This is a genomic window from Undibacterium sp. Jales W-56 (assembly GCF_025548535.1).
Lineage (GTDB): Bacteria > Pseudomonadota > Gammaproteobacteria > Burkholderiales > Burkholderiaceae_D > Undibacterium.
This window is the reverse complement of record NZ_JAJLQW010000006.1, coordinates 169236-181345: the sequence shown is the minus strand read 5'-3', so window position 1 is coordinate 181345 and position 12110 is coordinate 169236. Positions and strand designations below refer to the sequence as shown.

Annotated in this window: 15 protein-coding genes; all 15 read right to left on the bottom strand. The window is 62.3% G+C overall.

The window, feature by feature from the left end; translation table 11 throughout:
• Positions 1 to 4 precede the first annotated feature (4 nt).
• The gene (gene traF, locus LPB67_RS16375) at positions 5 to 610 is read right to left on the bottom strand and encodes a conjugative transfer signal peptidase TraF (RefSeq protein WP_262838362.1); all 606 of its coding nucleotides are present in this window, start codon (positions 608 to 610) and stop codon (positions 5 to 7) included.
• The gene (locus tag LPB67_RS16370; protein ID WP_262838361.1) at positions 607 to 978 is read right to left on the bottom strand and encodes a hypothetical protein; all 372 of its coding nucleotides are present in this window, start codon (positions 976 to 978) and stop codon (positions 607 to 609) included. The genes traF and LPB67_RS16370 overlap by 4 nt, the downstream gene beginning before the upstream one ends.
• Before the next feature lie 5 nt (positions 979 to 983).
• Entirely contained in the window at positions 984 to 3545 is a 2562-nt protein-coding gene (traC, locus tag LPB67_RS16365; protein ID WP_262838360.1) for a type IV secretion system protein TraC, read from the bottom strand.
• A 22-nt stretch (positions 3546 to 3567) separates the two neighbouring features.
• Positions 3568 to 4251: a TraV family lipoprotein gene (locus LPB67_RS16360; RefSeq protein WP_262838359.1), complete on the bottom strand. Its 684-nt coding sequence runs from the start codon at positions 4249 to 4251 to the stop codon at positions 3568 to 3570.
• Positions 4248 to 5123, bottom strand: coding sequence for a DsbC family protein (locus LPB67_RS16355; protein ID WP_262838358.1), 876 nt, complete (start codon positions 5121 to 5123; stop codon positions 4248 to 4250). The genes LPB67_RS16360 and LPB67_RS16355 overlap by 4 nt, the downstream gene beginning before the upstream one ends.
• Entirely contained in the window at positions 5110 to 6501 is a 1392-nt protein-coding gene (locus LPB67_RS16350; RefSeq protein ID WP_262838357.1) for a TraB/VirB10 family protein, read from the bottom strand. Before LPB67_RS16350 ends, LPB67_RS16355 begins: the two co-directional genes overlap by 14 nt.
• A gap of 2 nt (positions 6502 to 6503) precedes the next feature.
• The gene (locus tag LPB67_RS16345) at positions 6504 to 7322 is read right to left on the bottom strand and encodes a type-F conjugative transfer system secretin TraK (protein WP_262838356.1); all 819 of its coding nucleotides are present in this window, start codon (positions 7320 to 7322) and stop codon (positions 6504 to 6506) included.
• The gene (gene traE / locus LPB67_RS16340) at positions 7315 to 7875 is read right to left on the bottom strand and encodes a type IV conjugative transfer system protein TraE (protein ID WP_262838355.1); all 561 of its coding nucleotides are present in this window, start codon (positions 7873 to 7875) and stop codon (positions 7315 to 7317) included. The genes LPB67_RS16345 and traE overlap by 8 nt, the downstream gene beginning before the upstream one ends.
• Before the next feature lie 18 nt (positions 7876 to 7893).
• Entirely contained in the window at positions 7894 to 8193 is a 300-nt protein-coding gene (traL, locus tag LPB67_RS16335) for a type IV conjugative transfer system protein TraL (protein ID WP_262838354.1), read from the bottom strand.
• A 31-nt stretch (positions 8194 to 8224) separates the two neighbouring features.
• Complete coding sequence (locus LPB67_RS16330; RefSeq protein WP_262838353.1) at positions 8225 to 8593, bottom strand: hypothetical protein; 369 nt, start codon at positions 8591 to 8593, stop codon at positions 8225 to 8227.
• Between the two features lie 63 nt (positions 8594 to 8656).
• The gene (locus LPB67_RS16325; RefSeq protein WP_262838352.1) at positions 8657 to 9370 is read right to left on the bottom strand and encodes an OmpA family protein; all 714 of its coding nucleotides are present in this window, start codon (positions 9368 to 9370) and stop codon (positions 8657 to 8659) included.
• On the bottom strand, positions 9370 to 9918 hold the full coding sequence (locus LPB67_RS16320; protein WP_316685253.1) for a lytic transglycosylase domain-containing protein: 549 nt from the start codon (positions 9916 to 9918) through the stop codon (positions 9370 to 9372). The genes LPB67_RS16325 and LPB67_RS16320 overlap by 1 nt, the downstream gene beginning before the upstream one ends.
• A 166-nt stretch (positions 9919 to 10084) precedes the next feature.
• Positions 10085 to 10585 (bottom strand): hypothetical protein, encoded by a 501-nt coding sequence (locus LPB67_RS16315; RefSeq protein WP_262838351.1) that lies wholly within the window; start codon positions 10583 to 10585, stop codon positions 10085 to 10087.
• Positions 10586 to 10827: 242 nt separating this feature from the next.
• Complete coding sequence (locus LPB67_RS16310; protein ID WP_262838476.1) at positions 10828 to 11160, bottom strand: integration host factor subunit alpha; 333 nt, start codon at positions 11158 to 11160, stop codon at positions 10828 to 10830.
• 318 nt (positions 11161 to 11478) lie between these two features.
• Positions 11479 to 12105, bottom strand: a complete 627-nt coding sequence (locus LPB67_RS16305) for a DUF4400 domain-containing protein (protein WP_262838350.1) — start codon at positions 12103 to 12105, stop codon at positions 11479 to 11481.
• Between the last annotated feature and the right edge of the window lie 5 nt (positions 12106 to 12110).

The window sequence follows — 12110 nt, the reverse complement described above, 5'->3', positions numbered from 1 at the left end:
TCCATCAAAACAGGGGGATGACCTTGCCGAGCACCTGGTCCATGCGGACCAGGCCACTGGCGCGGTAGCGCGAGTCAAAGCTGTCCGGACTGCTTCCCTGAACATAGAATTGGCCAGCGGGGATCACCATTTCAGCGATCGGGGCGAGCGGATGGCCGTCGAATGTGTGCGCCTTGGCCAGTCCTACGCCATGGCCGTTGACGAATACCTGGCGGTCGACGACGGTGATCCGGTCTCCCGGCACGCCGCCGATCTTCTTGAAGAACGGTTGTGCGCGCAGGCCCGGATAGATGCGCTGTGCTTCGCCGTCGAAGGCGAAAATGATGTAGTCGCCCTGTTTGAACGGCTGCAGGTTCCCGTAGCGAACAAACGCGACCTTGTAGGCGAGACTGGGTGTCCAGTTGAACAGGATCGGCAGGTGCGGTGTCGGATCGATGAAGACACGCGTGAACGCAAGGCCCCAGATCGTGAAAACGGGCACATAGGCGATCCAGTGCGCGCGCACGTGCCGCGTCAAGCGGGCGGGAAGTCGGACCAGACCCAGGGCGAACCGGCGCGGCAGACTGCCGGCGGGATCTCGCGGGCCGAGAGTGAATGTTCTATCGTTCATGGCAATTCCACCTTGTGTTTGAGCGACGCGGTCAGATCGACGGCGTTCGGCGGGACGCCGGCGACTGCCGAGCGAACCACGACCAGGCAATGGCAATCCCGGGGCAATTCCTCCAGCGCCAGTGGCAGGCGCTGCGCAAACCGGCGCGCCATGAGCAGCGCCTTCTGGCGCTCGTCTTCTGAAGACGTCCTGGTAACGATCTGCGTGAATTCAGATTCTTTGAGGCGGTAGACTTCGCCGACATCGACCACGCCGATCAGGCGCGCCGGACGCGCCACCGTCCGGTCGTAGAAGTTGAAGGCGATCGGAAGGGCGATCGCGACAACAAGGGCGCTCGTGAGTAAATTCACGAGCAAGGACTTGAACATGGGTCTCATACGATGTGTCCCCTCTGGCGTAATAGTTCTGTGATGGCGTCGTCGATGCTGTAACCCCGGGCGCGCAACTCGTCGATCGGTGCGTTGTCTTCCAGCTTGTTCGAGAACAGAAGATGCGTGGCCGGATCGAGGATGTTGCGTGCGACGCCTTCGCCCACCGGCGACGAGATGTAGAGTTCGGAAAACACGCCCGGCTCAGTGCGCAGCGAATTGAGCAGGCGCTTCTTCGGCTCGTCCATCGTCAGCCGTCCCTTCCGGTCGAGCATCTCGATCGATTCCTTTTTCTGGCGCAGCAGGAAAACCCAGTCGGAGCAATTGAATGCCGCCTCCATTTGCGCCGAACCGTAGTAGTCGTCCGCGCTCTGGGTGGCGGTGCCGAGCGCGCCGCCATATTTGCGGGCGCGGCGCGCCGCTTCCTCGACAACGGCGGCCTTGACCGGGTCGTCGGCCCCTATGTCGCCCAGTTGCTGCTTGAGTTCGTCGATGAACAGCACCTTCTTGCTGTTGCGTGTCAGGTACATCTCGCCCGTGATCCGGTACAGGAGCAGGATGTTGACGACGGCGTGCAGATCGGGTTTGCGCTTCAGTTCCTCGTTTTCGATGACGATGAAGTCGTTCGAAAAGTCGATGTTGCTGCGTCCCTCGAAGAAGCGCTCATACTGGCCGCCCTTGGCGTAGGGGTTGAGCATGATCGCCAGGTCGCGGATGCGCGGATCGTTCACGACGCCGAGCTCCTCGATTGTGCCGGTCTTGAACGCGTCGCGCAGGCCCGTCACGGTCAGGTCCCGCCCATATTTCCGGTACAGCTTCAAGGTCATCGCCGAAATGGCCTTGTATTGCACTTCTTCCAGCGTGTGCTGCATCGACGCCATCTTCGCGATGGCCGGCACCAGCATGTCGATGTCCTCGTTGATGTCCTGCACGCTGGAGAACGGATTGAGGCAGATGTCGACATCGGGACGGAATTCGATGTAGGTACCGCGCGCCTTGCGGCACAGCTTCTCGAAGGACCTTCCAAGGTCAAGCATCCAGACCTTGGCGCCAATCGCCCGGTACGACCAGGCCATCTCGTTCATCAGCACTGACTTGCCTGATCCCGGCGCGCCGATGATGGCGAAGTTGTAGTTGCCGAGGTCGTTGTCGTACAGGTCGAGCATGGTCAACTGTCCGCGCCGGCCGCCGAAGACGAGTGTCGGCGTGCGCGTCCCGCGCCACTCCGCGATCAATGGCGCGAGGTGGATCGCGTTGGCCATGGTCTTGCGCGTGACCCGACGCATTTTCCTGAGGTCGCCATGAAAGCGCTCGGACAATGTCATCGGCAGGCTGGCGATGAGGGCCTGGCGGTGCATGTAGACGTCGGCATTGAGTTCGAACCCACGGGCACGCCAGATCGCTTTCGCCGTCTCTTCGACGGAAGCCGCCTTGTCGGCCAGGGTGAAGATCGCAAGTTGGTGGTACATGGAAACGAGCGCGCCGCCGACGTCGATCGCGTCGGCCGCCGCATTCCAGTCCTTGAGCTTCTTGCCCACATCGGGCATGACAGCCGCCATCTTGCTCTGGGCGTTTTGCGTCGCGCGCACATGGTTTGCCGTGACGGTGGCCTTGGTTGCGTTCGGATCGAGCACGTGGACGCCCATGGTCAGCAGGAACGGCGCGTTGTATTGCAGCGCCGGCTGCATCAGGTCGCCGATCAACGAGCCCATCTGCCACAGGGCAAAACGCTCCGGAAACGACTTGATCGAGTAGAAACGCGCCTCCAGCGCGGTGGCGTCGCCTTCCTTCCATAGGAGCAACCCGTTCGCATGCGCATCCTGGATCGTGTCGAAGTCGACGATCTGGTCGCGGATCTCGCGCCCGTCGTCGTAGTGCAGATCTGGCGTATCCGTGCGCGAGATGCGGTTCGGGTTGGTGAATAGCGAGCACCAGTTGATCAGGTCGGCCGCGTTGCAGACCCGGTTTGGAAGCGAGGCCGCGCGCAGCGTCGTCGACATGGCGTCACGCAGCGCGGTCAACTCCTCGATCCGGTTCAGGTCATCGGGGCCACCCGGCAGGGCGACGCTCATCATCAGCCGAAAGTCCCTGATCGTGTAGTGAAAGCCCGTCGTCATCGACTTCTGCGCGCCCTTAAGCAGGTGGCCGACGCGTTGACGGGCGAGACGGCGAAACAGGTTGTCGTTGCGGGCCGGCCGTCCCCAATGCATGGCCTTCTCTGCCTGGTCGTCGTCCTCCATTCGCAGATTGGCGTAGCGGCGCAGCAAGGCGCCGATATGCGGGGACGCGAACAGGTGGAACTGGATGCCCGCGCCTTTCGGACATGTCGAATACAGCGAGACGAGCACTTCGACCATCCGCTCGTCGGCGCCCGATTGCGGCATCACCTCGAGCATGAAACCGAGACCGTCGCGGTTGACGAAGATGTCATCGCTGCCGATATAGGCGGAGTAGGGCAGCCAGCTTGCGAATTGCTCCGCAGGCGAATCGTCGCGTCCACCCAGGCCGAAAAAGCCGCCACTGCCGTTGCCGCCGCCGAGCAAGCCGGCGCGCATGGATTCAAACATATTGGTCTCCTTGTTGGTCGGGTTATTGGCGTTCTTCGCCGGGGCCGCTGGGGCCAGGCATTGCCTGAGCGGGGGACGGGAAGGGGGCCGCCACAGGATTGGCGTTGCCGTCTGTGGAGCCGGTCCCATTGGGCCCGCCAGCACCCGGGTAGCGCGTCTTGTCGGGTGCGCTGGCGCGGGTTCCCGACGGACGGGGAGGCCGAATCGGCGCGTAGGCGTCGCGGATGCGTTGCTGCGCATGGTCGATCAGCCAGTTGCCGCCGTCGATCTGCACATAGACGTAGCCCTGGTCATAGAGGTCATGGTCGAGGTCTTCCCAAGGCTTGAACCAGAGACGCAGCACGCGAGCCTGGGATCGCAGAGACTCGCCGCCCGCGTTCATTGCCGTCACCCCGGCCAAGGGCCGTCCTGTTGCACCTTGCGTAGCTGAAGGTGTCGGCGCGCCGTCAGGGCCTCGCACAACGAGGGCAACGCCATCGCGTGCGGTGGCAGTCGCGCCCCGCTGCCGCCGTTGGGCGGGCAGATTGTTCTGGATTGCGTTGAAGTAGTTGCCCGACACCGAATCGCACTGCACGCCTTTGGGAGCTTTGCAGCTGTATTCGGTCGCGCCGCCCACGCCGCTCATGTTGGCGCAGGCCGACACCAGCAAGACGGAGAGCATGGGCAGCGCGCGCGCCATTCCCGCAGTATGGAGAGTGAATTTCATTGAGCGGCTTCCTCTTTCTGTGACGCGGTTGTGTTGGGTTGCGCCCGGTCCGCGATACGGGATTCGATCTCCTTCGCCTCGACGTAGCCGTCGATTCGGCGGCCGTTCGCGAGAAAGAGCGTGGGCGTGCCGTGAACCGCCAGGCGCTTGGCCAGGGCAAGATTGGTGTCGAGCGGATGCGCGCATGTCGGTGGGGGCGCCATCGAATCCAATGACGCCGATTGGGCGGGAGCAGCGAGCGGCGCGCTCGCTGCGGATATATCGCTGCCCAGCATCGTGTCACGCCAGGCCTTCTGTCTGTCGGCGGCGCACCAGATCGAGGTCGGCAGCGGGTAGCCCTGGAACGGCACGAGAAAGGTATAGACGGTAACGTTGTCGAGCCTGGCCAATTCAGATTCCAGCCGCTTGCAGTACGGGCAGGCCGGGTCGCTGAAAACGACAATGGCGCGGTTTGCGCTGCCGCCATCGCCATGTACGGTCTTGATGGCGTCAGACAGCGGGAACTGTTCGATCGGCAAGGTCGGTCCCGTGGCATGGGTGTCGGTTCCCGCGTGCGCCTGCTCGGCCTTCGCCAGCTTCGGCCCGGTCAGGTCGGTCATGTTCTTCGTGTCAAATACGCGCCCGAAGACCAGGTAGCGCGGATTCTTGTCCGATACGAAGGCCACGTTGGGCCCCATCCATACCTCGTAAAGGCCGGGAATCGGCGTGCGCGCGATGCTGGTGAACGTGGTGTCGGGATGGGCCTGGCGCAAAGCGGCGAGCAGGCGTGTCTCGTCCGCGCTTGGCGGCGCCGCGCTGGCGCCAACGCAAAGGGCGAGCAGGCAAGGCAGGGCGATTGCCATGCTTTTCATGCCGGCATCAGTAGTTTTCATCGCGGGACTCCTTCAGAGTGCTGTTGTCAAGGATGGGGCGGGTGGCGGCGAGATTTGAAGCGCGGCCCGTTCGCGGCCGTTGCGGCGCATCGATGCGAACGCCCTTGGTGATGACGACGTCGATCTCCCGGCCCGCGTCGATCTCGATGACAGGGAAGGTCTGCTCGGCGAGCTTGATGTAGTACTGGGCCAGTCGGTCGAGCGCGTGTCCGACGCCGGTGCCCACTCCGGCGCGGTAGGCATCCATGCCGGAAGCGCTGGCGATGGTGCCGAGCGGCGACGTGCTGGTGGTCGTGGCGGATGTCGCGAGGCCCTGGCCGATGCCGCTGGCGACGCCCGCCAGCAGCGCGTTGGCCAGCATCTGTCCCTGCTTGGTGACGAGCCTTCCGCGCATGCCGACCTTGCCGTCTTCGCCGTAGACGCTGCCCTGAATCCTTACCTCCAATGTGGCGCCGTCATCGCGCACGCACGACATGCTTTCGGTGCGCAGATAGGCGCGTTCGGAACTGATGTCGCCATAGCCGGCGGCGATCACGAAGCATTCTCGGTACTCGGCTCTGTAGCCGTTGGGCAGGACGGAGTTGTCGGATAGCCGGATCAATACCGGATGCGGGTTCGATTGCGACTGTCCGCCGGTGGGCGCATCGAGCCCGCCGAGCAGCGTGCCGCGCGTGAAACTGACCGGCAGGAAGGTCTCGATCGAATCGGCATTGGCGCCATCGCCGCTCGCGCCTGCCACAGCCTGGGCACGGGATGCTGGCGCCTTGCCGGGCTCGAACATTGACGCGTGCACGAGTCCCGGTACCAAGCCCGGCACCAGCGGGTCAGCGCCGTCGGCTGGCGTCCCGGGCGGCATGGTGCCGGCGGGGATACCAGTTCCGGGCGGCGGGGGCAGCTTGGTTTGCAATGCGCCGGGCGGCGGAAACGATGGCGGCGCAATCGGCACAACCGGCGCTGCTGGGGACGTCATTGGCGCCGGCATGGCGGTCTTGGCCTGGGATGCACTGGTCAGGCGCTGTTCCAGGTCGCCAAAGCGCTGCATCGTCCTGTCTTCGAAATCCTTGCGATCCCGGTTGAAGCGGGACTGCTCGTCGCGCTCGTTCTCGTATTGCGCGAGCTTGCGCCCGGCGGTACCGACCCACTGGTCCACCGGATTGACCTGCTGGCCCGGGGCCATCACGCCGATATTGGTCGGGGCTGCCGCCCCGGTCGAGTTCGATGGCCGCGAGTTGGCCGGTTTGCCGTCGCCGCCATTAAACGAGAACACCGCCCACAGTGCCCCGATGCCGCAGCCCATGATGGCAGCGAGTGCGGCGTACTGGCGCTGCTTCGGCGTGAGCTTATCGATCGCACTCCTGAGTTTGTCGAATGTGCCCATGCTCAGCTCCCGATCCGGATCACATAAACGACGGTGCTGTCGCCCGGGCGCAGATTGAGGTTGTCGATGGCGACGCCGACGACTTGTCCCTCGGGCCGGTCGAACTCCTGCTCGCTCAGGACCATCGTCTGTCCGCTCACATTGGTCAGCAGGTACTTTTCGCCCACCAGGCCGCGCGCGGCGTAGCTGCGCGTAAGCAGCAACCTGACTTCGCTCCAAAGCTGGATGGGCCGGTTGATGTCCTCCACGCGCACTTCCGGCGCGGGGCGCTCCGTTGCCATGCCAACCAGGAGCGCCTTCATTGCGCGCACATGGTTGGCGGACGTGCCCAGGGGGCCTTGCCCTGCTTTGGTAGGATCGCCGTCCAGTCGGCGCGCCGTCTTGTCGCGTATGACGATCGTGTCGGAAGGCGTGTCGGAGCGGCGCAGCAGCAGGGTGTAAGTGGCATTCGCCGACGCCACGAATAGATTGATCGGCTTGTTCGAATTGCCGACCGGACGCACATAGATCTCGCCCTTGTCCCGGTCGCACTCGAGCACAATCTCGCCGGCCGGGTTGATGGCGGGCGCGTTTGGCATTGGCGCTCCCGCGACCGTCGATGCCGACGGCGCGCAGTTGCTCGAATAGAGATTGCCGAAGACATCTGTGATCGGTGCATTGTCGATCCGGATGCGGGTCGACTCGCGGCTCGCGATGACGGCTTCAATCGTCACGCCATCGCGCGCGTCGATGACTTGACTGGCATGCGCGGATGATGCCGATAGCACTGCGAGTGCAAGCTGCGCGGCGAGCAGCGGTGGAATCCATGGCTTGTTATTCATTGTGATATTCCTTGAAGGATTTCAGGTGAATGCGCCCGCCCATGTACTGGAATTCGGCGAGGTAGGCTTTCGTTTCCAGCGCGGTTTCCTGACCGTTGACCTGGGTACGCAGCCGCCCCCGGACGACCACCGACTGGTTCGTCTCATTGGCCACGAGTTGTTGCGGAAGGAACGATGTGCTGGCGTTGATGTGCTTCAGGCGTTCGGCTTCGACCTCCTGCCGCGACTTCATGGCGCCATGCTGGTCGGGGGCGACGTAGTTGAGCAGAACGTCCTTCTTCCAGTCGATCGACGTGGGAGTGACGTCGAGGATCAGCCAGGCGATGAAGCTGCCCATTTGCTCCAGGTACTCATGGCTGGCGCGATCCTTGGTGACCCAGAACGTCTTGTCGATCGAGGGCGGCACCACGATCGTGCGCTCCGTGCCGATCAGGTTGAGGATGATGACGAGGCAGGCGAGCAGGGCCGTGATCAGGCCGCCGACGGACAGGCCGAGGCCGCGATTGCGGCGCCGCATCTCCTTGATGTCGTTGTCGAGTTTGGCAAAGTCCATGTCGAATTCCAATCCGGATTAGCCGACCATGCGGCGCAGGTGGGACGGAGGAGTGGCGCGCATCGCGGTCAGAGGCGTGGGCGGCAGTGCCCAATAGATCCAGTGCATCGCGAAGGCGGGATGTTTATCGGCCTTGATGCGGGACAGCCAGCGAGAGACGAAGATGCCGATCGCCATGCAGAAGGCAAACGACATCTTCGATCCGGACAGATAGCCAAGGATGAAACAGAACAGGATCGGGGCAGCCACGTCGGCATCCCAGAATCCGAGTTTCCACTGGTCGTCGAGACGGCGTGGAATGTAGGTATCTGTCTGCATGCGATTCTCCCGCTGGCCGAGGCGCAGATGGTCAGAGCACCGCTCCCATGATCGCGCCCGCGATCACGAGGCCGACCGCGGCGAAGATCGCCAGGCCGACGTAGAACAGGACCGGTCCGAAGTTGCGCAGCGCCGACAGGGAAATGAGCGCGACGACGAAGCCGACGAAGCCGACCAAGGCCTTGATGGCGGGCCCCAGTGCCGAGATCTGCGTCAATGCGGACGTCATCGGACCGGTAATGCCGGAAAAGGCGACCAGGTCCAGCGCATAGCCCGGGAAAGCGGCGCACAGACCGACGACGAGCGTCAACAGCAGCGCGACGACGGTCATCGGCTTGCGCCCCGCATGCGAGCGCGGAGCCGATGGGGTGGGCGATGCCTTGATTAAAGCGATACTCATGAATGCCTCCAGTAAAAGTAAGTTAGGAAAGGTCGAACAGGTGAGCGGGTGTATGGAAAAACGTCATGGCGCCACCCGCTCGGGAACGCTGAAGACGATCTCGACACGCCGGTTTTGCTGACGGCCTTTCGGCGTGTCGTTGGATGCGACGAAGCAGCAGTGCCCCTTGGCGTCGAGGATCATGTCTGCGGGAATCGTTGGTTCGCGCTCGCGCAGGTAGTCGCGCACACTGAGGGCGCGTGCCAGGGCGAGTGCTTGATTGGGGGCGTTGGGGCCGACGCTGTCGGTGCGGCCATGGATGACAATGCGACTGGCCTTGAGCGCGAGGTGCAGCGCCTGGTCGAGCGTGTTCTTGCCCGACTGAGCAAGCAAGTCGCTGCCCGACATGAACCGCACAATCACGTGATGGTCGCGGGTAGCGGCATGTGCGGCGGGTTTGCTGCTGGCTTCTATCGCCGCCGATGATTGGGTTGGAATTTTCGGCGGCAGCGCTGGTGCAGCGAAACCGCCAGTGTCCTGCGGTGGCGCTGTCCTGTCGTCGGCGACGATGGCCAGCGTCTTCTGGCTAATTGCGGGACAGGCCGGGTCGGCGCACACACCATACATGGCCATGTTGCCGAAGCCCGTTTGGACAATATGACGGCTTGAACCGTCAGAAGGAATCCGCTTGGCGGCGACGTCGAGTCGTTGCGGCACGAGCAGCGCGCATGAGGCAAGCAGCAGTGTGCTACCTGCGATGAGGCATGCAAGTGAAATTGCCTGGACAGTGTGCTTCATCATTGCACCAACTTTGCGGCGCGAACGGCAGCGGCGCTGGTCGATGCGACCCGGCGACCTCCGTGCCCGGCCGCTGCAGTCAAGGTCGATTGCGCCAGTTGCGGCGACGGCAGTTGGCGATAGACCAGCCATGCATACTTGGCGCGAGCTTGTTGGCACGCCGCGCCCTTGAGTTGAGTGCACGCGGCGTTATAGGCGCCGACGCCGTCCCAGGTGGTGCCGTGGCGCTCGAAACTGCGCGAGAGCAGCCAAGCCCCGACGTGGATGTTCGTGCACGCGTCGGCAAGGTCGCTCTCCCGGATACCGTAGGGCGCGAGCGCGGGCAGGTTCGAGCTGTTGATTTGCATTAGCCCGATGTCGTAGGTGCCCGTCCGGTGCAGGTGGGAGCGGTTGAGGGCTTGGGGATTGAGGTTCGATTCCACCTTGGCGATTGCATAAAGCAGCCGCGCTGGAACCTGATAGCGCTCGGCAGCCGCTTCCCAGCATGCCCAGGCATGCATGGGAAGGATCAGCAGAATCAGTAATCCCGTGTTTTGAAGATGTCGCATGGCTCACCCCAACGAGGACCGATGCGCCGCACAGGGTTTGCGGGCGTCATATCGGGACCGGTGCGACCGGCCACAGTCGTGTTCGGGTCAAGCCTTGGCCGTAGGAGCCTTGGCGGGGTCGGTGATGGAATGGTCGGCGGACCGGATGCGTCCGCGGTACGCGTGTTCAGTTGCTACGATGAATTCCCTTGCTCCTGGCCAGGCGATCCGCCAAGTTGATGCGGCACTGCTGCAAAACAAGTTCGCCCGACGGATCGCTCCTGCGGCTCAAGGCCACGCAAGTGGTCGTCAATTCGTCGAGCTGGAATTTTGGATGCGGATGGCGATTCAATGGCGAGCGCTGAAGGTCCTGCAACAGGTCGCGCTGAGGTTTCCATAGGGAGCCGACGCGGCGCGGTGTATGAATGGGGCGCAGTACAAGTTCGGTGCTCAGATAGGCGAAGACACGTTCAGCCGCATCAGTATCGGCTAGGACAATTTCGACGCATGCGCTGATCAGGTCGGGGCAACGGAATGTCGGCGAGGTGTTCTTCACATTCGTGTGCACGCCGTAGAGCCATTCGTGCTCCTCGACCCACAGCCGGATTTCGATCGTGTCGTTTGCCTGGCCGTGGACTTTGGCGGCTGGCGATGGCTCTCTTTGCTTGCCTGGGATCGTGGTGTCCATATTGCCTGTCCCTTTCCATTTGATCGCTGCGAACCGTGGCGAGCACGGCGGATAGGAAACAGATTAAAGACAACTGGTAGCGATGTCGGTAAAGAATGGGACGCTCCAGGACGGGCTTTCGCGATTAGTCCAACGAAATTCCATTGCGAATGATAGAAACCAGTTACACGGCGCTGCGCACATCTGCAATTGACGCACCTACGGCCGGCCCGCCATGTTTTCGTATGTGACCATCGCCAAATTTAAGAGCCTGGGTCAGAGGAGCCGCATTGATCGACCATGTCCTTGAGCTTTTGGCTGGGATGGAAGGTGACAACGCGGCGGGCCGGGATGGGTACCGTTTCGCCAGTCTTCGGATTGCGGCCCGGTCGTGCGGATTTGTCACGCAGTTGGAAATTGCCGAAGCCAGAGAGCTTTACCGACTCCCCACGCTCAAGCGCGCTGCAGACTTCGTCGAAAAACGTATCGATCATGTCTTTCGCTTCCCGCTTGTTCAAACCGACATGCTCGAACAGGAGTTCGGCCAGTTCCGCCTTGGTCAGTGAAGGCAAATCACTTTCGGTCTGAGCAAGCATATCGGCCGCAACCGATTCGGGCGACAGGCGTGCGTGCCATTCTGATGGCGGGTCGATCGACCCGGCATTGTTCTTCGTGTCCGCCGGAGCTTGGACGTATTCGTGTGTAGACGCTGGAAATGCCACGACTTGCTCCTGAATCATTTTCATACTGCGCAGAGGCGTTTGTTCTTACTGCAGCGACCAAATTTGGATCGCCGAGGAAAGTGCCGCCCGTGGCAAGGCGGATGAGTATCCAGTAAAGCATTGCGAAATGCAACATTCCCTTGCTGAATAGACAGGGTGATCAATGAAATCGGCATTCTTGGCGGTGCGCGCTTACTTGCCACGGCGGTGGAAGTTGGCGACCGCTCGGCTGACAAATAGGCTTATCGCCACTGGCACAAAGGGAAGCGTCAGTGGATGGATCGTGATGGGCAGGACAAACGCGAGCACCGTAGCGCAAGCCGTCATGATCGCCGCGCAAGCGCTCAAAGCGAACATTTCCGGCTTGTGCTGGATAAATTCCTTGGATCTGACAAGACGCACCAGAAATCCGTCAATCAGGATGGCCAATACGAGCACCAGCAGGACGGGAACCCATTCGAGCAGCGCGGACAGCCGGTAGCTTGCCAATACCAGCAGGGCGTCGATCGAACGAAAGTAGGGGTTGTTGAACAGGCGGTGATTGACCTGGACCATCTCGCTGGCGACCGCCGCGTCGACGCCCGACGGGGATGGCGCCTGGTTCATCGAAGGCACCGGGCTAACTTTGCTCGTTGCGGTCTGAAAATCGAGCATGCGCGCCAGAATGCGCGTCGCATGGCCCGTGCCAAAAAACTTGCTGTTCAACTTCGCTTCGATCCGCAATTGATCGAAGAAGCGTTGCGGCGGACAGGCGGATGGCAAATACAGCACCAGCACGAGGAGCGCCAGAAGTGACGCGGTCGATACGAAGCGGATCATGGCTT